This is a genomic window from Marivivens marinus (assembly GCF_035969385.1).
GTDB lineage: Bacteria > Pseudomonadota > Alphaproteobacteria > Rhodobacterales > Rhodobacteraceae > SELP01.
Genome location: NZ_JAYKKJ010000004.1, coordinates 55,204 through 76,956, shown reverse-complemented (window position 1 = coordinate 76,956; position 21,753 = coordinate 55,204). Strand labels below are relative to the sequence as shown.

Below are 21,753 nucleotides of genomic sequence, written 5' to 3'. Positions count from 1 at the left end.
CGGGGCCAGTCCCTTCCCGACCCCGACACGAAAGGAGCACGCAACGTGCCGTCTTTTTCGACCACGCTCGAGCAGTCCATCCACGCAGCCCTCGCCATTGCGAATGCGCGACGGCACGAGTTGGCGACGCTTGAACATCTTCTTCTGGCCCTGATTGACGAACCCGACGCGGCCCGCGTCATGAAGGCCTGCGCCGTGGATCTGAATGACCTGCGCCGCACCCTTGAAGAATTCATCGAGGATGACCTGTCGACCCTGATCACCGACGTCGAAGGATCTGAGGCCGTGCCGACCGCCGCCTTCCAGCGGGTGATTCAGCGCGCCGCGATCCACGTCCAGTCCTCGGGCCGGACCGAGGTGACGGGGGCGAACGTCCTTGTCGCGATCTTTGCCGAACGGGAATCGAACGCCGCCTATTTCCTGCAGGAACAGGACATGACCCGCTATGACGCGGTGAATTTCATCGCCCACGGCGTGGCAAAGGACCCAGCCTATGGCGAGGCGCGGCCAATCACCGGGGCCGAGGCGGGCGCGGATGGCTCCGACACCGCCTCCGCCGCCGAGGTCGAGGAAAAGGAAAGCGCCCTTGGCAAGTACTGTGTCGACCTGAACGCCAAGTCCCGCAAGGGCGATGTCGACCCGCTCATCGGGCGCGATCACGAAGTGGAACGCTGCATTCAGGTGCTGTGCCGCCGTCGCAAGAACAACCCGCTTCTGGTGGGTGATCCCGGTGTGGGCAAGACCGCCATCGCCGAAGGGCTGGCCTACAAGATCGTCAATGGCGCGGTGCCCGATGTCCTGTCGGAAACCACGATCTACTCGCTCGACATGGGCGCGCTTCTGGCCGGCACCCGCTATCGCGGCGATTTCGAAGAACGGCTGAAGGCCGTGGTGACCGAGCTTGAAGATCACGACGACGCGGTGCTGTTTATCGACGAGATTCATACGGTGATCGGCGCCGGGGCCACCTCTGGCGGGGCGATGGATGCCTCCAACCTGCTCAAGCCCGCGCTTCAGGGCGGCAAGCTGCGCTGCATGGGGTCGACAACCTACAAGGAATTCCGCCAGCATTTCGAAAAGGACCGCGCCCTGTCCCGCCGGTTCCAGAAGATCGACGTCAATGAACCTTCGGTCGAAGATACCGTGAAAATCCTCAAGGGCCTGAAGCCCTATTTCGAGGAACACCACGACATCAAATACACCTCCGACGCGATCAAGGCGGCGGTGGAGCTGTCCGCCCGTTACATCAACGACCGCAAGCTGCCCGACAAGGCCATCGACGTGATCGACGAGGCCGGCGCGGCGCAGCACCTTGTGGCCGAAAGCAAACGGCGCAAGACCATCGGGTTGAAAGAGATCGAGGCCGTGGTGGCCAAGATTGCCCGTATCCCGCCCAAGAACGTCTCGAAAGACGATGCGGAGGTGCTCAAGGACCTCGAACGCAGCCTCAAGCGCGTGGTCTTCGGGCAGGATACCGCAATAGAAACCCTCTCTGCCGCGATCAAGCTGGCCCGCGCGGGCCTGCGCGAACCGGAAAAGCCCATCGGCAACTACCTGTTTGCCGGGCCGACCGGCGTTGGCAAGACCGAGGTGGCCAAGCAGCTGGCCGATACGCTGGGCGTGGAACTCCTGCGCTTTGACATGTCGGAATACATGGAAAAGCACGCGGTTTCGCGACTGATTGGCGCCCCTCCGGGCTATGTCGGGTTCGATCAGGGCGGCATGTTGACCGACGGGGTCGATCAGAACCCGCATTGCGTGCTTCTGCTGGACGAGATCGAAAAGGCCCATCCGGATGTCTACAACATCCTGCTGCAGGTCATGGACCACGGGAAACTGACCGACCACAACGGCCGGACGACCGATTTCCGCAACGTGATCCTGATCATGACCTCTAACGCTGGGGCCGCCGAACAGGCGAAAGAGGCGATCGGCTTTGGCCGTGACCGGCGCGAGGGCGAGGATACCGCCGCCATCGAACGGACCTTCACCCCTGAATTCCGCAACCGTCTGGACGCGGTGGTGGCCTTTGCGCCCTTGGGCAAAGAGGTGATCCTGCAGGTGGTCGAGAAATTCGTCCTCCAGCTTGAGGCGCAGTTGATGGACCGCAACGTCCACATCGAACTGACCCGACCCGCCGCCGAATGGCTGGCCGACAAGGGCTATGATGACAAGATGGGTGCGCGGCCACTGGCCCGCGTGATCCAGGAAAACATCAAGAAACCCCTGGCCGAAGAGCTGTTGTTCGGCAAGCTGACCAAGGGCGGCCTGGTGAAGGTTGGCGTGAAGGATGGCGCGCTTGACCTGCGGATCGAGGCCCCGGAACAGGGCAAGATCGGCAAGTCGAAAAAGCCACCTCTGCTCACCGCGGACTGATCGAAACGGCAACGGCCCCCACGCGGGGCCGTTTTCCTGCGTGACGGACAATAATGCTGCGCCTATCCTGTTTCCTGTTTCTGGCCACGGCCTTGCCCGCCGCCGCGCAATCGCCCCTGTTCGGCTGGCCGGTCGACTGTGATCTGGACCAGACCTGCTATATCCAGAATCTCGTCGATCACGATCCCGGACCGGGTACCGCCGATTTCCGCTGCGGCGCGCAGGGATATGACGGGCACAAGGGGACCGATATCGCCCTGCCCGATCTGCGGGCGCAGGCGGCGGGGGTGTCGGTTCTGGCCGCCGCGCCGGGCACCGTGCGCGCGGTGCGGGATGACATGCCAGACATCCTGCAAGGGCAACCCGGTGCACCGGACACCACCGGGCGCGAATGTGGCAACGGCGTTGTGATCCGCCACGGCGGCGGCTGGGAAAGCCAGTATTGCCATATGGCGCTGGGAAGCATCACGGTCCAACCGGGCGATCGTGTGGCGATGGGCCAGCCTTTGGGCCGGATCGGCCTGTCGGGGCAGTCCGAATTCCCGCACCTTCACTTTGAACTGCGCCGCGACGGCGCGCGGGTCGATCCCTTCGATCCTGACGGCGAGGAAAGCTGCACGCTCGACCCCGCGAACACGCTTTGGCTGACGCCCGAAAACCCCGCCGCCGGCGGGCTGATTTCCGTCGGGTTTTCGACCGGCGTTCCGGACTACAGCGCGGTCAAGGCGGGAACCGCCGACCGTAGCCTCACAACAGATGCGCCGATTGTCCTGTGGGGCTATGCCTTTGCCACCCGGCCCGGTGACATTCTGCAAATCGTCATCGACGGGCCGGACGGCCGGGTTCACCTGCATGAGGAAACGCTGGAGCGGGCACAAGCCCAGATGTTCCGGGCCTCGGGCCGCCGCGCCCCGGCGGGCGGCTGGGCATCCGGCAGTTACATCGGCACGGTTACCCATCTGCGGGGGGCGCAGGTTCTGGGTCAAATGACTGTGCAGGCCGACCTGCCCTAACGTTCGGTCAGCTTCAGTTCGATCCGCCGGTTCTGGGCGCGGGCGTCGTCGCTGTCCTCGGCATTGATCGGCTGATATTCCCCGAACCCGTTTGCGGCCAGACGGTTGGGCGCGATTCCTTCGGCGTCGATCAGATACAGAACCACGGCAAGCGCCCGGTCCTGGCTCAACCGCCAGTTCAGCTCTGCCGGGCCGGTGTCATCTGTGTGGCCGTCCACCCGGATCACCCAGTCGATCCCGTCCGGGATATCGGCGGCGATATCGCGCAGCACCCCGGCAACGCTGGACAATTGCGCCTGCCCGGCCTCCGATAGGGTGGCAGAGCCAAGCGGGAACAGCACCTCGGACGAAAAGACGAACCGGTCGCCGACCACACGGATATCGTCCCGATCCTCTAGGATCGACCGCAATTCCCCAAAGAATTCAGACCGGTAGCGGGCAAGGTCCTGCGCCTCGGCGGCCAGACGGTCGCGTTCCTCTTCCAGCCGGATGCGCTCTGCCTCTTCCAACTGGCGGCGGCGGCGCTCCTCCGCGGCGGCGCGGGCCAGCGCGGTGTTCAACTGCGCGCCCAGTTGTTCGATCTGCACCTGCGCCTCGCGGTCGGCCTCGTCTGCGATGTTCAGCAGCGATTGCAGGTTCGTCACCTGCCACCGCAGTTCCGACACCTGCGCATTCAGGGCCTGCACTTGCCGCTGACTTTCCGCCGACAGGGCCTCTTCTTCCGCCAGCGCCGCATTGGCCTGCGCCAAAAGCGCGGCCTGCCGCTCGGCCTCGGTCATTTGGGTTTCGGCGGTCGCCTCTGCCGCCGCTATGGCGGCCAGCGCCTCGGCCAGACGGGCCTCCAGCGTGGCGCGATCCTGCTGGGTTTCGCTGCGGGCCTCGGACAGCGACGCAACCTGCGCCTCAAGCGCCTGCTGCGCCAGAAGCGCCTCGGCCAGCCGTTCTTCCAACGTCGCCCGCGCGGCCTCGGCCTCGCCGCCTTCTGCCCGGGCGGCTTCCAGTTCAGCCTCCAGCGCCTGACGCGCCAGAACCGCCGAGGCAAGGCGCGCCTCGATCTCGGATTTCTCGAGTGCAGAGGTGGACAGCGCCTCTTCCAGCGCCGCCTGCGCAGCCTCAAGATCACCCGCCGCGATGTCGCGTGCGGCAAGGGCAGCGGCCAGCCGGTTGGCCAGATCCTCGCGTTGACTCTCGGCTAGCGCCAGTGCCTCGCGCGCCTCGGCCAGTTCAGCGGCTGTCTGATCCTGCAGGGACAGCGCGGCAACCAGCCGCGCATCCAGATCGTCGCCTTCGTTCAGCGCGCGGGTCAATTCGTTCTCGGCCTGCTGGCGGGCCAAAAGGGCGGCGGCAAGGTTGCGGTCCAACTCGTCCCGCGCGGCCTGTGCGGCGGCCAGCAGGGTCAGGGTGGTTTCCGCCTCGCGCCGCTGTTCTTCCAGCGCCAATGTCATCGCGGTCAGTTCCGCATCCGCATTCGCCAGCCGCTCGCGCAGGGCCTCGGCGGCAGCCGCGTCGGCCAGACGGGCGGCCTCCAGCTCTGATATCTGTTCGGCATCGGTTTCGCCTTCTGCCTCAAGCTGGGCAACCAGCGCCTCCAGCGCCTCGCGCCGCGCAGCGGCAAGCCGGGCCTCTTCCGCCTGCGCATCAATCTCATCCCGCGCGGTGGCAAGGGCGAGGTTCAGCGCCTCCTGTTCCGACAGCAGTTCCGCCTCGCGTCCTTCCAGCCCGGCCACCTGTGCCTGCAAATCCGACCGCTGCGCCAGAAGGCCCGCAACCTGCGCCTCGAACCCGGTGATCCGGTTCTCCGCCTCGGCCAGCGCCACCGCCTGCGCATCCCGCTCAGCCGTCAGCGCGGCAATCAGCGCCGCCTGCGCGTCAGCCTGATTGGTCAAGGCGTTCAGATCGGTCGTCAGCGTCGCCACCTGCCCGCCAAGGACAGAGGACCGGGCCTGTTCCAGCCCCAGCGCCTGCGTCAGCGAGGCGATCTCCTCGGTCAGTTGGGTAAGGCGGCTTTCCTGCCCGGTGATGGTTTCCCGCAGGACGAATTGCAGCACCATGAAGATGGCCAGCACGAAGGTCAGCACCAGCAGAAGGCCGGTCATGGCATCGACGAAACCGGGCCAGATGGCGGCGCTGAACCGGTTCGCCCCTCTGCGGCTCAGGGCCATGGCCTAGCCCTCTTCGCTGGGTTTCGGGCGGGGCGGACGGCCGGGGCGCGGCGCGGCCGCCGTGGCGCGCAGGGCACTGGTCAGGGCCGCAATATCGCCGCGCAACTCGGTCAGGCTTTCCTGCCGCCCGGCGGTCATTTCTTCCAGAACCCGCAGCAATTGCACGTCGATCGACCGCAGCCGCATCCGGCTTTCGGCGTCGATCCCCTCCATGCCGCTGTCCTTCAGCTTGTCCACCAGACGTTCCTGCGCATCGGCCACGCGAGCCAGCGCATCGCGGGTGTTATCCTGATCCAGCTTGCGCGACAGGGTCGTCATGGCCCCGGCCAGTTCGCCCAGCTTGTCATCCACCGCCGCACGGCTGATGTCGGATTGAGTGAACATCTGGGCCAGGGATTCCATCTGCTCGGCCATATGGTCCACGACCTGCGCCAGCAGGCTGGTATCGGCACCGCCGCCCTCTTCCCCGCTGGCAAAGCCCAGCCGGGTGATCGACGATAGCCATTCTTCCAATTCGCGATAGAACCGGTTCTGACCGTGCCCCGCGAACAATTCCAGAAGCCCCACAACCAACGACCCCGCCAGCCCGAGGAGCGAAGAGGAGAAAGCCGTGCCCATGCCGCCAAGCTGGCTTTCCAGCCCTGCCTGAAGCCGCACGAAGATATCTGTCGCGGTTTCCCCTTCGACCGGAGTCAAGGACCGGATGGTTTCGACCAGCGCCGGAACCGTCGTCGCCAGCCCGTAAAAGGTGCCAAGCAGGCCAAGGAAGATCAGCGTCGACCCAAGATAGCGGGTAATCTCGCGGTCCTCGTCGATCCGGCTGGCGACGGAATCAAGGATCGACCGACTGGAGGTCGACGAGATCTGCGCCCGCGCACCCCGCGACCGCATCAGCGTGGCAAGCGGCGCCAAAAGCGACGGGGCCGCGTTGACGTCGCGCGCGCGGGCGAACCCTTCGATCCAGCGGACGGAATACATCAGCTGCGCCACCTGCGCGAAACAGGACAGCACCCCAAGGACAAAGACCACGAGGATCAAACCGTTCAGGTAGACGTTCGACAGAAACACGGCGGCAATCGCCCCAAAGGCCACATAGGCCCCCGCGCCGACAAGCCCGAGGGCAATCAGCATCGACGTGATCTGCCGCACGGGCTGGGTGAAATAGACGTTGGTGTCCGGTTCGGTCTCGCGGATGTCCGTCACGGGACTTTATCCTCGGCTTTTTCTGCTCGGCCCCAACATAGTGGGGATGCCCCCAAAACCCAACCAAAATATCGGGTAGGGCGTCCGCCGCTATTTGCCGTCCAGAAGGCGCCGGACACGGGTCGTCAGCCATTCCATTTCCGTGTCACGGATGCCCATTTCCGCAAGATGGTCGGCGGTGTTGAACAGGTATTCGGTATTCGGCCCCCGCCCGCCCACGGCGCTGGCGATCATCTGCGCCTGTTGCTCCAGCGGGAACTGGCAATATTGCTCATGCGCGCCGTCGATCACATAGGCCAGCGCCTCGACTTCGGCGCCGTCGTCCAATGTCAGGCCCACATGCCGCTCGACATAGGCGGAGGAGATCAACTCCCGCTCCCGAAGGTAGGAGAGAACCGTGTCCTCCTCATCCTGGCGCACCTGAAAGGCGACGCCGGTGCAGGTCGCGCCCGGCTTTTCATCCAGCGCAAGGACAAGCCCCGGATGGTCCACGGTGCCCCGGTGATGGATCGACAACATGCAGAAGGACCGGTGATAGTCGGCCAGAACCGCGCGGCGCCGCGCCGCCGGGTCAAACCCGGGGTTCCACAAGAGCGATCCGTATCCGAAAACCCACATGCCTCTGGCCCTTTGCTTTGTGGCCCCTATAAACACGTTTCGAACCCAATGGGAAAGGCCCTGCCCCGATGCGCAAACTGATCGTTCTCGCCCTCGTCCTCGCCGGGCTTTATGGCGGGTATTGGGCCGTTGGTGCCAGTCAGATCCGCGGTGGCGCGCAGGCCGCGCTGGACGGGATGACCGCTGACGGGCTGACCGTGCAATATGCCGCTCTGACCACGCGTGGGTTTCCAAGCCGGTTCGACACCACGCTGACCGATTTCACCATTGCCGATCCGGCCACCGGCGCAGGCTGGTCCGCGCCCTGGGTGCAGGTCCTGGCGCTGTCGTACCGGCCCAACCACGTCATTGCCGCCTTCGCACCCGAACAGGTGATCACCCTCGCCCCCGGGCAGACGATCACCGTCACCGCGGACGGGTTGCGGGCCAGCGGGTCGGTTGATCTGTCAACCGATCTGCCCCTGACCGCGCTGACCGCAGAAACCGGACCGATCCGTCTGGCGCTGCCCGATGGGACCGCACTGGCCGCCGCGCGCGGTCTTGCCGCCCTGCGCCCGACCCCGGCGGAGGATGGCGCGACCTATGACCTGTTCACCGATCTGGAGGCCATCGCCCTGCCGGAGACGGTCAAGGCCCTGATCGACCCGAAGGGCACCCTGCCCGGCACCGTGACCATGATCCGGGCCGACAGCGCCCTGACCCTTGACCGCCCACTTGACCGTCACCTTGGGTCTGGTCCGGCACCGGCGGTTCAGGCGATCACCCTGCGGGACGCGCGGGTCGTTTGGGCCGATATGACTCTCGCCGCGACAGGTGACTTGACCATCGCCCCGGACGGCACCCCGGACGGGCGGATCGAGATTGGCGCGACGGGCTGGGAGCGGATGATCGACCTTGCCGTCGCGGCAGGGGCGATCGACCCCGGCGTTGCCCCAACATGGGTCAACATGGGCCGCAGCATGGCCCAAGGCGGGCCGACCGTGACCCTGCCGCTGGTGTTCCAGAATGGCCGCATGAGCCTTGGTCCCTTCCCGCTGGGCCCTGCGCCGCGCCTGCGCTAGGGGCGCAGCCAGAGGAAGGCACGGGCCAGAAAGGTGGGGGCGTCATGGGTGACAGGAGCGCCATGCGCCATCACGACCCGCTTTGTGCGCCAGTTCAGGATCTGGCGCACCGCATTCCGCGCGGCCGCCCGGTCGCGCAACGCCACCCGAAATTTTCGGGGCACGGCGGGCTCTACCCCAACCATCCCGTCCAGCCGGGCAACCAATCCCCGCCATCCCCGGAACCACCCCGGCGGATGCTGTTGCAGCAGATCGGTGAACAGAACCGTGCCGCTGTGTCGGTGAAACAGGACCGCCTCGGTCATGATCTTCGTCTCGATCAGGACGCAATCAAGAACCCCCTCCCAACCGGCAGGGTAGGCCTGACGCAGGTCCGCCGTGACCCGCAGTCCCGGAACCTGATTCTGTACGCCGGGCGCCACGATCACATCCGCCTGCGGATAGGCAGCCGCCCAGTCCGCCACGAACATATGATGCAACCCGTTCGGTGCGATGACCTGCCGGACCGGTCCCACCGCGTCAACCGACCGCCGCAAGTCCGGCGTCAGGGCAACAGGCGACCAGACCAGCACCCCGCCATCAGGCAGGCCCAAGACCGCCATCCGCGTTGGAAAGCGGAACCCCAGCGCCCCGTCGACAACAGGTCCATCCGCCAGCCAAAGGCCGGGGGCAAATTCACTCAGGGCGCTGTCGTCTTCGGTCATCTACAATAACTCCCGCTGCGATATCGGGCCGTGTCGAAATGGAAATGGTCCCGGTGATAGGCATTCGCCTCTGGTCCCAGCACGGTGCCGAAGGTGCCGCAGGCCGCGCGGTGCATCTGCCGCAGTTGCGCCCCGTCATCCCCTGTACCCCATCCCCGCAGGACCGAGATCTGCGACCCGTCCCGCAGGGTCATGCCGCCCACATCCACCGCCCGGCCAAAGGCATGTTCCGACAGGCGCGCGCCCTGCTGATTGTTCCGGCCCCGGCAGGCGTAATGGCCCATGACCTGCAACTGCGCGATGCCGCCGCCTTCGTTCCCGACCGCCGGGATCGCGCCACGCGCCACCCATGTTTTCAGCGCGCGCGCCGTGGTGCAATCCATCACCGCGCGCTGGCTCAGCCGGACGCCAAGGATTGACCGGACCCGAACCGCGCCCTCTACCCCGCAGGCCCCGGCGCCGCTGACCGTGCCGATCTCTTCGCCCTGAATGTCAGGATCACCGCAGACCTGTCCGCGCAACCGGGCCAGACGCGCCTCCTCGGCCCGGCGCTCGATCGCGGTTGGGCGGCGAGCGGGACGATACGACCGGGCCACGGCAAGCGGCGACAGCGCCACAATCGCCCGCTCGGCGCGGGCCTCGGGCAGGGTTGGATCGGCAGGGGCGGTCAGCGGGCGGGCCACCGGGCGCAACGACCGGCCGGGGGCATCGGCCCCAAGAGGGGCGGCAGAGACGGCAATTGCCGCAACAAGAACCAGAACCGAAGGTAACCGCATGAGACTCGCCAGATGAGGGATGTCGGTCAGTATCGCCGAGGGGCCCGGAACTGGCAACCGGCACCGGCGGCGATCAGCCCAGTGTCACGTCCAGTACCATCATCAGGATCAACCCCACGATAAACCCGGCGGTCGCCCGTTCCTGATTTCCCTTACGGTGGGTTTCGGGGATGATCTCGTGGCTGATGATGTATAGCATCGCGCCCGCCGCGAAGGTCAGCCCGATCGGCAGAATGTGCACCGACACATGGATCAGCCAGACCCCCAGAAGCCCGCCCAGGGGTTCGATCAGACCGGTCAGGGCGGCGATGATAAAGGCCCGACCCCGGCCATAGCCCTGCGACATCAGCGCCACCGCAACCGCCAATCCTTCGGGCGCATTCTGCAGCCCGATCCCCGTGGCCAGCGAAAAGCCATTTGACAGATCGCCGCCGCCAAACCCGATGCCCACGGCCATGCCTTCGGGAAAGTTGTGGATGGTGATCGCGATCACGAACAGCCAGATCCGCGCCAACCCATGCGGATCCGACCCTTCTGGCCCGGTTTGAAAATGCTCATGTGGCAGCGCATGGTTCAGCGCCGCAACTGCCGCCGCCCCCAGCGCGATCCCGACCGCCGCGATCCCGGCCGCCACCGCGACCGATCCATAAAGCCCCTCTGCCACGCCGATCCCCGGCAGGATGAGAGAGAAGTATGAGGCCGACAGCATCACCCCGGCGGCAAAACCCAAGAGCATGTCGCCCGACCGACGCGACATGGCCCTGCCAAATAGAACCGGAAGCGCCCCAAGTGCCGTCATCATGCCTGCACCCAGGCTGGCCAGAAGGCCGATCAGTATGATGGACACATCAGGCCCTCCGGTTGCGGTTGCGACCTTTGCACACCCGCGCCCGCGGCAAGACAAGGGCAAAATGTCACTTGAGCCACATTGTCGATTTTGGTAATATCTTTTTACCAATTTCAAGGAAACGCGTCCATGCCCGTGATCACCTGTATTGACGACCTCAAACGCCTGCACAAACGGCGGGCCCCGAAGATGTTCTACGACTACGCGGAATCGGGCAGCTGGACCGAACAAACCTTCCGGGAAAACACCTCGGATTTCGAACAGATCCGGCTGCGGCAGCGGGTGGCGGTCGATATGTCGAACCGGACGACCGCCGCGACCATGATCGGGCAAGATGTGGCGATGCCTGTCTCGCTCGCCCCGGTCGGGATGCTCGGGATGCAATGCGCCGATGGCGAGATAAAGGCCGCCCGCGCGGCCGAGAAGTTCGGGGTGCCCTACACCCTGTCCACTATGTCGATCTGCTCGATCGAGGACGTGCGCGAACACACGAAAGCGCCGTTCTGGTTCCAGCTTTATGTCATGCAGGACGAGGATTTCGTCGACAATATCATCGCGCGGGCCAAGAAGGCGGGTGTCTCGGCACTGGTCATCACGCTGGACCTGCAAATTCTGGGCCAGCGGCACAAGGACCTGAAGAACGGCCTGTCCGCGCCGCCAAAGCTGACCCCCGCGACCCTGCTGGATCTGTCGATGCGCTGGCGCTGGGGATTGGGCATGCTGGGCACCAAGCGGCGCAGCTTCCGCAATATCATCGGCCACGCGAAAAGCGCCTCTGACATGCGGTCCCTCTCGGTCTGGACGGCGGAACAGTTCGAACCCAAGCTTGACTGGTCGATGATTGCCCGGCTCAAGGAGAAATGGGGCGGCAAGGTGATCCTAAAGGGCGTTCTCGATGTCGAAGATGCCCGCAAGGCTGTCGAGATCGGGGCGGACGCAATCATCGTGTCGAACCACGGCGGTCGACAACTTGATGGGGCGCTGTCCTCGATCCGGGTGCTGCCCTCCATCGTCCGGGCTGTGGGGGATCAGACCGAGGTCTGGCTCGACAGTGGCATCCGCTCCGGACAGGACGTGCTAAAGGCGCTGGCGCTGGGGGCCAAGGGCACGATGATCGGACGTTCCTACATCTACGGGCTGGGCGCCATGGGCGAGGCGGGCGTGACCAAGGCGCTGGAGGTGATCCAGAAGGAGCTGGATATCTCCATGGCCCTGTGCGGCCGCCGGGACGTGAAGACCCTGGACCGCGACGTGGTTCTGGTGCCCGAGGATTTCGAAGGACGCTGGCAATCCTAGGGCGGGGTGGGTCAAGCCTCACCTTACACGGGGGCGCTTCGCCCCCCACCAGATAATTCATGGCCCCCCCCAAGGATATTTGTAACCCAATGAAGACTGGACGCTCAGTCCAGCCCCTTCTTTGGGTCTATGAATATCCCGGGGTGAATGGCCCGGAACGGGCCAGAGGGGCAGCGCCCCTGACGTAAGGTGGGTTTTAACGCACCGCCCCCTTGCCCCGCCGCCGCACGGCAAGCGCAAGAGGGATCGCCATCAACAGCAGGATCGCAACGCTGGCAAAGGCCACCCGCAGCCCGAACAGCTGGCTGAGTGTGCCCATCAGGACCGGCGCCACGAAAAACCCCGAAAACCCCATCACCGCCGCGCGGGCAATCGCGTCGGTCCGATGCCGCGCCGCCACGGCCTTGCCCGCCAGCGCCAGTCCCACCGGCCCGATCACCGAGACCCCAAGGCCAAGCACGCCAAATCCCGCATAGGCCACGACAGGCGTGGGCGCGGTCGCGACAATTACCGCCCCGGTTGCCGCCATCAGCGCGGCCACGACGATGACCGTCAGTTCCGAGAACCGTTCCGACAGGGCCTGCCCACCGAACCGCCCCACCGCCATGGTCAGCCCCAGCGTGGCCGGGCCAAGCGCGCCCTCGGCCGCGCCGCCGCCAAGGGTCCGTTCCACGTGCAGCGCCGACCAGGCCTCGACCGTGGCTTCCGAGGTGAAGGCCACGAACACCACCGCCCCACAGAGGAAAACCGGCCAGAACGGGAAAGCCCCGGTATGGCTGGCCTCTTCCTCGGACAGGGTGTCGCGGTCCATCCGCAGGATCAAGGCCAGCGCGACGATCCCCATTGCAAGCGCGGCAAAAGCCTGCTCGGGAGGCCAGCCCGCCTCGCGGAAGGCCCCGGATAGCAGCGCCGACAGGCCATAGGCCAGCGAAAACATCCCGTGGTTAGCGTTCATCAGCGCCCGGCTATGCCGCGCTTCAAGGTCGGCAACACGGGCATTCATGATCACGTCCAACAGGCCCGACGCCATGCCCACTGCGACCATCGCCAGGGCAAATGCCATCCCGACCGTCGCCATCCCCGGCAGCAGCACCGCCCCCGCGAAAAGGGCCGCCGCCACCTGCATTCCGCGCGCGCCAAAGATCCGGTCGGCCCGCGGCGCCAGCCACATGGCGGTGACCAGCCCCACCGCGGACCCGAGCAAAAGAAGGCCAAATACCGCGTCATCGACCCCAAGACGAGCCTTGATCACCGGCACATAGGCGGCGAATGTACCCCAGAACAACCCCACCGCCGCGAAGGCGGCAGAGGGGCGGCGGGACAGGCTGATAGCGCTCACAACAGACATGAGCGGAGACTTGGGCGGGAAACCGCCCCTTGGCAAGTCACATTCGGTTTCGCGCGGCAACATTTGCCCTTCCCAAACCGGGGAATCGGCCTTATACGCGCGGCTTCTACCGGGTCGCACACCCTTGGAGGGCGACCCATAACCCAATGGAGAAAACCATGGCTCGTGAGATCCCTGATCTGAACGCCACGGTACGGACGGGGACAGGCAAGGGGGCCGCTCGTCAAGCTCGCCGTAACGGCGACGTACCAGGCATTGTTTACGGTGGCGGCGCTGATCCGCTTCCGATCAACATCCCTTTCAACGCTCTGCTCAAGCAGCTCAAGGCCGGTCGCTTCCTGTCGACCCTGTTCAACCTGAAGGTTGATGGCCACGATGACGTCCGCGTCATCTGCCGCGGCGTGCAGCGCGATGTCGTCAAAGACCTGCCGACCCACGTCGACCTGATGCGCCTGAAGCGCACCAGCCGCGTGAACATCTTCGTGCATGTCGAGTTCGAAAACGAAAAGGCCGCTCCGGGCATCAAGAAGGGCGGCGTTCTGACCGTCGTTCGTCCCGAAGTGGAACTGAACGTTCTGGCCGGCGACATTCCGGAATCGGTGACTGTCGACCTGACCGGTCTGCAGGTTGGCGACGTGATCCACATCAACGACGTGACCCTGCCGAGCGGCGCCAAGCCGACCATCGACCGGAACTTCGTGATCGCCAACATCTCTGCCCCGTCGGGCCTGCGTTCTTCCGAGAACGAAGAAGGCGACGCTGAAGGCGAGGCGGAAGCCGCCGAAGAGTAAATCCTCCGGTAATTCTGATCTTTGGAAACGGGGCCTTCGGGTCCCGTTTTCTTTTGTAGGTGGCCGTTCTCGCGGCCCCCCAAGACAAAGCCCCGAACCGGCAAACCTCCACTTTGCCGGACCAAGCGGACCTTGAAAATGCCTGAAAACCTAGAAATACTAAGCGAAGTTTGAGCAACTATCGCAACCACTTTATGTCGCATATCAAAACCACTATTGGAGAACTGCTTGAGAAGCTTGAGCAGCATAACTGGCGACACTCGGTTTACGTCAATGAGCCAGAAGACACATCGATCCATACGGTCTGTTTCGTTATCGATACGGATAGTGCTGAACTAGAAAATGATGTCTTTACGCCATCCATTGCTGCACAAAATGGATTGAGGGAATTTTTGCCTGTGCATGATCTTCAGGGTGTGCGGGAATATTTGGCGAACGTAGGTGTGTCGGGGACCCCTGAAGCGGAACTATTTGCCATTATGCATTACTTCAAATGGGACACGTATCCCTCGGAACGGGAGCTTGCAGCTTACCAATAGCGTTGCAACAAGGCGGTTACTATGGGCTCAAAGCCGCCTTTCGCTGTGCCCCAAGAGAACGGCCATTTCCCTTCGTTCCGCGTCAGCGTTCGACGAAACCCAACGCCGCCTCGACCACCTCGGGCCCGGCGCCGTCCCGATGGGCGTTCTCCGACAGGTGCCGCCGCCAGCCGCGCGCGCCGGGCCGCCCTGCGAACAGTCCCAGCATGTGCCGGGTGATCTGGTTCAACCGGCCACCGGATGACAAATGCGCCTCGATATAGGGCAGCATGTCGCGGGCGGCCTGTTCAGCTGTCCGCCCTGCCCCGCCATCCCCCCAGATCCGCGCGTCCGCCGCGCCCAGAATGTCGAAGGGCTGGTGATAGGCTGCGCGCCCGACCATGACCCCGTCCATCCCGGCGTCCAGAAATTCCTCGGCCTGATCCAGCGATGTGATGCCGCCGTTCACCGACAGGTGCAATTCGGGGAACCGCGCCCGCATCCGCAAAACCAGATCATAGTCCAGCGGCGGGATGTCCCGGTTCTCCTTCGGGCTAAGCCCTTCCAGCCAGGCCTTGCGCGCGTGGATCGCAAACCGCCGACAGCCCGCAGCGGCCACCTTTTCGATGAAGTCGGGCAGAACCGCCTCGGGGTTTTGTTCATCGACCCCGATCCGGCATTTCACCGTGACTTCTGCCCCGGCCACGTCCTGCATCGCGCGGACACAGTCGGCCACAAGTCCGGGCGATTTCATCAGCACCGCCCCGAAGGCACCGGATTGCACCCGGTCCGACGGGCAGCCGACGTTCAGATTGATCTCGTCATAGCCATAGGCGTTGGCTACACCTACAGCCGCCGCCAGTTCCGCCGGGTCTGACCCGCCCAGTTGCAGGGCCACGGGGTGTTCCGCCGGATCATAGGCCAACAGCCGGTCCCGGTCGCCATGCAGGATCGCCGGGGCCGTCACCATCTCGGTGTAGAGAAGCGCGTTGCGCGACAAAAGCCGATGCAGATAGCGGCAATGCCGGTCCGTCCAGTCCATCATGGGGGCAACGGACAGGCGCGCGGCCCTGGTGATCTCTTGCGTTTGTTCCATGGCCGCTCTCTATCGTCGCGCGGGCCGTTTCGCCAGACCATCCTTGGCGCGCAAGTGACCGCCCTACCAGATCTGAGGAAACCCGACCGGATTGCCGGGCGTGCCCGCTATCGGTGCGGCAGCGGCGGCCTGCACGGATAGACCCGTGGCAAGATCGCGCACAAGCGACAGCGCAGACCCAAGCTCGCTATTGGAAAAGGCCGACAGGACGGCAATGGCCTCGGCCCTGTGCCCCGCGCGGATCGCGCTGCCTGCCACGCGAAGCTGGGCTTCGGTCAGTTTGGCAAGCCGGGCCTCCCGGCCCACAAACGCGCCATGCACCGGGGCAAGCGTATCGTCACCCAGGACCTGCATCAGGTACATCAGGCGTTTGCAGTCCTGAAATGCGCCAACGGAGGTTTCATTGATCTGCGACACCAACGAAACCGTGTCCAGCCCACCGCTGACCGCCTTGCGCATATCCTGAAACCGATGGGATTCGCCGGTGGTCAGGTAGCGGTGCGGCCCGTATTCCGCAGGCACCGTATCCTGCCCCAGAAAGACCGGCGAAAACGGCGCCGCCAGCGCCCCGCAGGCCGCGTGCCACATCATGGCAAGGGCCGGATCGGCGGCGCGTTCCAGCGGCACGACCTGCCCATATCCCGCCGTATCCCCGGTCAGCTTCTCTGTCCGCACCGCCCAGATCATATCGTCCAAGCCGATCTTTTCCGGGCGGGTGGCGCGGGCCTGCATTTCGGCCTCGATCCAGCGGATCCCGTCCCAACGCCCCTTGCCGTCACCATAGATCGCATTGGCGTCGAACGGGCCGCTGTCATACCAGCCCATATCGCGGGCAAAGCTGACGAAATTCGGGGACCATAGAAAATCCGGGTGATCGGGATCGTGCACCGGAACTTCCAGCACATAGCCAGGACGCGAGGCGCGGATACTGTCGGGGCCAAGCCGTTCGGCCACCCAAAGCCCCTGCCCGCCCGCGAACTGGATCATGACCCAGGCCTCCTCCGCATCCGCGAACAGATGCGAATTCCCGCCATAGGTCGCCTCGCCATATTCGGCGATAAGATGCGCGCAGAGCTCCACCGCTTCGCGGGCGCTGGTCGCGCGTTCCAGAACGGTGCGGGCGAGGTCGGAATAGTTGAACCCGGTCTGATCCTTCGGGGTCATGTCCCGCAATTCGGCGCGCGAAGTAGACCAGACGTCGCGCACGGCAAGGCCTGCTTCGTTCACGCCGCCATTGGTGATCGGCGCGGGCACCCCAAGGTAGTAGGAGTAACTGACGCGCATATGGCGCAGGGTCCGCGGCGCCTGCGGCACGGTGATCCGGCGGCCGGGCATGTTCGCCCCCGGGCCAACGCCCACCTCTATCATCGTGCCGTCGGGATGATCGGCGGCAGGCACGATTTCCAGCCAATGGGACGAAGGTTCATCCCCGTAGCCGGCCAGCCAGGCGTGGCCAGTCCTGCTGTGGTTCTTGCCGATATAGAGTGCATAGCTCATGCCGGTTCACCAACTTTCGTTGCCTCGCGTCGAAAGACCCTTGTGCCACGGCGCCAGGTTTCGCGCACCCGGATTGTTTTTATCGTTTCCGGGCGGGTCAGCGGATTGCCGTCAAGGATAGCCAGATCGGCCAGTTTTCCCATCTCGATCGACCCGCGCTCTGCGTCCCGAAAGACCTGCCACGCGGCGTCGATCGTATGGGCGCGCAAGGCTGCCAGCGGCGTTATCCGCTGATCCGGGCCAAGCAGCCGCCCGCTTTGGGTGCGCCGGTTGACGGTGGTGTGGATCAGTTCCAGCGGCCGGGTTGGCGTGACCGAGGCATCGTTGTGGATGGTGAACCGCAGGCCCGCCGCCGCCGCCCATCCGGTCGGAGAGATATCTTGCGCCCGCTCTGGTCCAAGAATGTCGTCGTAGTGCTGATCCCCCCAATACCAGACATGGGCCGGGAAAAAGCTGATGGTCACGCCCAGATCGGCACAGCGGGAGATTTGGTCACGCCGCATGACCTGCCCATGAATGATCGTGTGCCGATGGTCGTCGCGGGGGTGGTCGTGCAGGGCCGCCGCAACCGCGTCAAGGAACATGTCGGATGCCGCATCGCCATTGCAGTGGCAGTGAATCTGATGCCCAAGGCGATGCAGCTTTTGAACCTCAGCCCCAAGTTGATCCCGGCTCATATAGGCAAGACCACTGCCATCGGTCCCCGGATAGGGCGCCGTCAAAAGCGCGGTTCGCATCAGGAACGACCCGTCGGTCAAGAGCTTGCGAGGGCCGAGCGCAATCTCCCCGGCTGGCCAGTCCCGCCCGATCCCGGACTGGCACAGCGCAGGTTCGTCCTCGGCCACGGGCAACAGGATCAGGTCGATACCCGGATCGCCCTGATCCGCGATCCGACGGAACAGGCGCAACAGCGGCAGCGCGGTCCAGGAATTCTGCGCCAGCGTCACGCCCTGCGCCAGATATTCGTCACGCGCCGCCGCAAAACACCCCGCGAATGCCCCTTCATCCAGCAGGAAATGAGTATCCCCCATTTCACCCATGGCCGACAGTCCTTCGATCCCGCCGGTCAGACGACCGGAGCCATCCCGCAGATAGCGGCCACCGCGCGGATCGGTGCTGTCTTCCGTGATCCCCTGCCGGGCAAGCGCCACGGAGTTGGCTACCCCGCAATGCCCTGATGCATGGATGACCCAGATCGGGTGATCGGTCGAAACCGCGTCCAGTTCGTCCCGCGTCGGCAGGCGCCTTTCGGTCAGCTGGCTTTCGTCCAGCGCCGCGCCCATGACCCAGGCCCCCGCGGCAGTATCTGCGGCCTTTGCCGCCAGCCGCCGGAACGCCTCGGCCAGAGTGGTGCAGCCGGTTCTGGCCGACAGGTCGGCCCGCAACAGCGAAACGATCGCGCTGTCGGGGAAATGCCCGTGCGGGTCGATGAAGGCGGGGATCAGGGTCTGCCCCCCAAGGTCGTGCAGCACGGCAACGGGCAAGGTCTCGCGCACCTCCGCCAGAGACCCGACAGCTACGATCCGGTCCCCGTGAATACCAATGGCGTCTGGGCGGGTATCGCCCGCGTCCATCGTCAGGATCGGCCCGCCTGCAAAGATGGTGCCGGTCATCCCGGCACCGCCTCGCCCCGGGCCCAGATGGCCGGGAAATGACACCGATGTGCCAGCGGGCCCGCCACCTCCCAGTCAGGCACATGCGTTGCACAGCTGGCCTGCGCAAAGGGGCAACGGGTGTGAAACTCGCACCCCGTTGGACGGCGCAGGATGCTGGGCGGCTCTCCCTGCAATTCGACCCGCATCAATTGTGCATCCGGGTCCGGTTCGGGGTTCGCGGCCAAAAGGGCAAGGGTGTAGGGATGCTGCGGGTTGGCAAAGACGGCTTCGGTGTCGCCCTCCTCGACCAGCTTGCCCAGATACATGATCCCCACCCGGTCGGTGATATGGCGCACGACGTTCAGGTTGTGGGTGATGATCATGATAGCAAGGCCAAGGTCATCCTGCAGCCGTGCCAGAAGGTTTAGCATCTCGCCCTGAATCGACACATCAAGGCCTGCCGTGGGTTCGTCCGCGATCAGAAGTTTCGGGTCCAGTGCCAGGGCACGGGCCACGCCGACACGCCGCGCCTGACCACCGGAAATCTGGTAGGGGTAGCGCGCCGCAAATTCGGGCGGCAGGCCAACCATCTGCAACAGGCGCTTTGCCTCGGCCTCCAGGTCGCGGTCCTTCATGCCCTGAATGCGGAACGGTTCGGTGATCAGCGATTTGATCGACAGGCGCGGGGACAGGGACCCGATAGGATCCTGAAACATCATCACAATCTCGCGCCGCAGCTTGCGAAACTGCGCTTCGGGAAGGTCGCGCAGTTCCTGACCGCGATACCGGATCGACCCGTTCGAGGCATGGTGCAGCCCCGCCACCGCCCGCGCCAGCGTGGTCTTGCCCGACCCGCTTTCGCCAACGATCCCATAGGTCTGCCCCTCTTCGATCTTCAGGCTGACCCCGGACACAGCTTCGATGCTGCCCGCGCTGCGGAACACGCCTCCGCGCACACCGAACCGCACCACGACGTCATCAAGTTCAAGCAAAGCGGTCATCCCGTCACCTCGGCGTTCAGAAGATGGCAAGCCGCATGGTGACCCGCTGCCGCCTTTGACATTTCCGGGCGCTGGGAACAGGCGGCGTGCCGTTTCGAGCAACGGTCGGCAAAAATGCATCCGCCCGGCAGGTTTACCAGATCGGGGATATTGCCCGGAATGGTCGGCAGATTTCGGGTCTTTTCCCGGATGTGGCCCGGGTCGCATTCCAGAAGCGCACGGGTGTAGGGGTGCGCCGGGGTGTGGAACACATCGCGGACCGATCCGGTCTCGACCACTTCGCCAGCATACATGACGACGACCTGATCACAGAGTTCGGCAATCACCCCAAGGTGGTGCGAAATGAACAGGATCGAGCAGCCGATGTCGTTCTGCAACTCGCGCAACCGCTTGATGATCTGCACCTCCAGCGTGGCATCCAGCGCGGTGGTGGGTTCGTCCGCGATCAGCAGGGATGGGCGCGCCATCAGCGCCATGGCAATCGCGATCCGCTGGCGCATCCCGCCGGAAAACTCAAAAGGATACTGATTCAGCCGTGCCTGCGCGTCAGGTATACCGACTAGGGCCAGCATTTCTGCCGCGCGCTTGCGTTTTGCGGCCCTCGACAGCGGGTCACGATACTGGATGTCCATCATCTGGCGGCCCACGGCCAGGACCGGGTTGTGGGTCTGCATCGGGTCCTGAAAGACCATCGAAATCTCGGTACCGCGCAAGGCACGCATCTGCGCATCGGTCAGCGCCAGCAGGTTGTCGCCCTTGAACGCTACGCTGCCCGCCCCGACCCGCGCATTGGGAGCCATCAACCGGATGATCGCGGAAATCAGCGTGGATTTCCCGCAACCGGATTCACCGACGATGCCGACGATGCTGCGCTCTGGCACGGTCATCGACACGTCGCGCAGTGCCTTCAAGTCCCCGCGCGGGGTGGCATAGCTAACCGACAGGTTCTGAATTTCGAGAACAGCCATCATTTGCCCCCCTTGGCGCGCAGCTTCGGATCGACCACATCGCGCAGCGCCTCGCCCAGAAAGGTGAACCCGATGGTGGTCAGGATCAGCGGAATGCCCCCCGCGATGATCAGCCACGGCGTGTTGCGGATCAGGTTATACCCGTCGTTGAGCAGCGACCCCCAGGACGGTGTCGGCGGCTTTACCCCCATCCCAAGAAACGACAGCCCCGCCTCCAGCCCGACGACTGTCGGAATATCCATCGCCGCCAGAACCGCCAGCGGCCCCAGCACATTGGGCAGGATGTGAACCGCCATGATCCGCGGCGTCGATGCGCCCAGAGACTTTTCGGCGGTGATGAACTCTGCCTCTTTCAGGGATTGGGTCAGCGTGCGCACGACCCGGCCATAGGTGGGGATCGAAGTGATCATGATCACGACGATCACGGTGTTCAGGCTGGGCCCGACCAGTGCCACGACCGCCAGCGCGAACATGACCGTCGGGAAGGACCGGATGGTGTCGAACAACAGCACGATCAGATTATCAAGCCATCTTGGCCCATAGCCCGCGATCATCCCCAGAAGCAGGCCGAAGAAGATCGCCCCGCCGATGGTGGGCAGCGCCACCTGAAGCGCCACGCGCCCACCCCAGATGACCCGGCTGAAGGTATCGCGGCCCAATTGGTCGGTGCCCATCAGGTGCGCCATGTTCGGCCCTTGCAGCCGGTCGGGCACGTTCAGCGCAATCGGATCATAGGGCGCGATCCAGGGCGCGAAGATGGCCGAGGCGAGGATCATCAGGACAATCACCAGCCCCGTCAGCCCCAAAGGGTCCCGGATAAGGTGATATAGGATTTCGCCCAGTTCCGACCGGGGCTTTGGCATGGTGGTATCGGTCATCTCCC

At 64.7% G+C, this 21,753-nt stretch carries 19 protein-coding genes; 6 read left to right on the top strand and 13 right to left on the bottom strand.

Annotation, left to right across the window (positions count from 1 at the left end; all coding sequences use genetic code 11):
* Nucleotides 1-45: 45 nt before the first annotated feature.
* Together clpA and U3648_RS07340 are read left to right on the top strand one after the other, a co-directional pair.
* On the top strand, nt 46-2,376 hold the full coding sequence (gene clpA / locus U3648_RS07345) for an ATP-dependent Clp protease ATP-binding subunit ClpA (RefSeq protein WP_420858598.1): 2,331 nt from the start codon (nt 46-48) through the stop codon (nt 2,374-2,376).
* A 53-nt stretch (nt 2,377-2,429) separates the two neighbouring features.
* On the top strand, nt 2,430-3,389 hold the full coding sequence (locus U3648_RS07340) for a M23 family metallopeptidase (protein WP_420858597.1): 960 nt from the start codon (nt 2,430-2,432) through the stop codon (nt 3,387-3,389).
* On the opposite strand, the gene U3648_RS07335 is transcribed toward U3648_RS07340, so the two are convergent.
* From U3648_RS07335 to U3648_RS07325, 3 genes are all read right to left on the bottom strand, one after another.
* The gene (locus U3648_RS07335; RefSeq protein WP_420858596.1) at nt 3,386-5,551 is read right to left on the bottom strand and encodes a peptidoglycan -binding protein; all 2,166 of its coding nucleotides are present in this window, start codon (nt 5,549-5,551) and stop codon (nt 3,386-3,388) included. The genes U3648_RS07340 and U3648_RS07335 overlap by 4 nt on opposite strands.
* A gap of 3 nt (nt 5,552-5,554) precedes the next feature.
* On the bottom strand, nt 5,555-6,682 hold the full coding sequence (locus U3648_RS07330) for a biopolymer transporter ExbB (protein ID WP_420858904.1): 1,128 nt from the start codon (nt 6,680-6,682) through the stop codon (nt 5,555-5,557).
* A 162-nt stretch (nt 6,683-6,844) separates the two neighbouring features.
* Nucleotides 6,845-7,372, bottom strand: a complete 528-nt coding sequence (locus U3648_RS07325; RefSeq protein ID WP_420858595.1) for a gamma-glutamylcyclotransferase — start codon at nt 7,370-7,372, stop codon at nt 6,845-6,847.
* Nucleotides 7,373-7,440: 68 nt separating this feature from the next.
* Between U3648_RS07325 and U3648_RS07320 the strand changes: the two genes are divergently transcribed.
* Nucleotides 7,441-8,433, top strand: a complete 993-nt coding sequence (locus tag U3648_RS07320; protein WP_420858594.1) for a DUF2125 domain-containing protein — start codon at nt 7,441-7,443, stop codon at nt 8,431-8,433.
* Here the strand turns inward: U3648_RS07320 and U3648_RS07315 are convergent.
* From U3648_RS07315 to U3648_RS07305, 3 genes are all read right to left on the bottom strand, one after another.
* Nucleotides 8,430-9,137: a DUF4336 domain-containing protein gene (locus U3648_RS07315; RefSeq protein WP_420858593.1), complete on the bottom strand. Its 708-nt coding sequence runs from the start codon at nt 9,135-9,137 to the stop codon at nt 8,430-8,432. The genes U3648_RS07320 and U3648_RS07315 overlap by 4 nt on opposite strands.
* Nucleotides 9,134-9,913, bottom strand: coding sequence for an extensin-like domain-containing protein (locus U3648_RS07310; RefSeq protein WP_420858592.1), 780 nt, complete (start codon nt 9,911-9,913; stop codon nt 9,134-9,136). Before U3648_RS07310 ends, U3648_RS07315 begins: the two co-directional genes overlap by 4 nt.
* Nucleotides 9,914-9,986: 73 nt before the next feature.
* Nucleotides 9,987-10,712 (bottom strand): ZIP family metal transporter, encoded by a 726-nt coding sequence (locus U3648_RS07305; protein ID WP_420858903.1) that lies wholly within the window; start codon nt 10,710-10,712, stop codon nt 9,987-9,989.
* 177 nt (nt 10,713-10,889) lie between these two features.
* Here U3648_RS07305 and U3648_RS07300 point away from each other — a divergent pair, with 177 nt between their 5' ends.
* Complete coding sequence (locus U3648_RS07300) at nt 10,890-12,056, top strand: alpha-hydroxy acid oxidase (RefSeq protein WP_420858591.1); 1,167 nt, start codon at nt 10,890-10,892, stop codon at nt 12,054-12,056.
* A gap of 196 nt (nt 12,057-12,252) precedes the next feature.
* Here the strand turns inward: U3648_RS07300 and U3648_RS07295 are convergent, their stop codons facing one another.
* Nucleotides 12,253-13,404 carry an MFS transporter gene (locus U3648_RS07295; RefSeq protein ID WP_420858590.1) on the bottom strand — a complete coding sequence of 384 codons (1,152 nt, stop codon included), beginning with the start codon at nt 13,402-13,404 and terminating at the stop codon, nt 12,253-12,255.
* A 158-nt stretch (nt 13,405-13,562) separates the two neighbouring features.
* Here U3648_RS07295 and U3648_RS07290 point away from each other — a divergent pair, with 158 nt between their 5' ends.
* The gene (locus U3648_RS07290; RefSeq protein ID WP_420858589.1) at nt 13,563-14,195 is read left to right on the top strand and encodes a 50S ribosomal protein L25/general stress protein Ctc; all 633 of its coding nucleotides are present in this window, start codon (nt 13,563-13,565) and stop codon (nt 14,193-14,195) included.
* Nucleotides 14,196-14,365: 170 nt separating this feature from the next.
* Nucleotides 14,366-14,734 (top strand): DUF7716 domain-containing protein, encoded by a 369-nt coding sequence (locus U3648_RS07285; protein WP_420858588.1) that lies wholly within the window; start codon nt 14,366-14,368, stop codon nt 14,732-14,734.
* An 82-nt stretch (nt 14,735-14,816) separates the two neighbouring features.
* On the opposite strand, the gene dusA is transcribed toward U3648_RS07285, so the two are convergent.
* The 6 genes from dusA to U3648_RS07255 all read right to left on the bottom strand — a co-directional run bounded on the left by dusA (nt 14,817) and on the right by U3648_RS07255 (nt 21,748).
* The gene (gene dusA, locus U3648_RS07280; protein ID WP_420858587.1) at nt 14,817-15,809 is read right to left on the bottom strand and encodes a tRNA dihydrouridine(20/20a) synthase DusA; all 993 of its coding nucleotides are present in this window, start codon (nt 15,807-15,809) and stop codon (nt 14,817-14,819) included.
* A gap of 63 nt (nt 15,810-15,872) precedes the next feature.
* Nucleotides 15,873-17,306, bottom strand: coding sequence for a C69 family dipeptidase (locus U3648_RS07275; protein ID WP_420858586.1), 1,434 nt, complete (start codon nt 17,304-17,306; stop codon nt 15,873-15,875).
* The gene (locus U3648_RS07270; RefSeq protein WP_420858585.1) at nt 17,303-18,919 is read right to left on the bottom strand and encodes an amidohydrolase; all 1,617 of its coding nucleotides are present in this window, start codon (nt 18,917-18,919) and stop codon (nt 17,303-17,305) included. The genes U3648_RS07275 and U3648_RS07270 overlap by 4 nt, the downstream gene beginning before the upstream one ends.
* Complete coding sequence (locus tag U3648_RS07265; protein WP_420858584.1) at nt 18,916-19,902, bottom strand: ABC transporter ATP-binding protein; 987 nt, start codon at nt 19,900-19,902, stop codon at nt 18,916-18,918. The genes U3648_RS07270 and U3648_RS07265 overlap by 4 nt, the downstream gene beginning before the upstream one ends.
* Nucleotides 19,899-20,870, bottom strand: coding sequence for an ABC transporter ATP-binding protein (locus U3648_RS07260; protein WP_420858583.1), 972 nt, complete (start codon nt 20,868-20,870; stop codon nt 19,899-19,901). The genes U3648_RS07265 and U3648_RS07260 overlap by 4 nt, the downstream gene beginning before the upstream one ends.
* Complete coding sequence (locus U3648_RS07255) at nt 20,870-21,748, bottom strand: ABC transporter permease (protein WP_420858582.1); 879 nt, start codon at nt 21,746-21,748, stop codon at nt 20,870-20,872. The genes U3648_RS07260 and U3648_RS07255 overlap by 1 nt, the downstream gene beginning before the upstream one ends.
* Between the last annotated feature and the right edge of the window lie 5 nt (nt 21,749-21,753).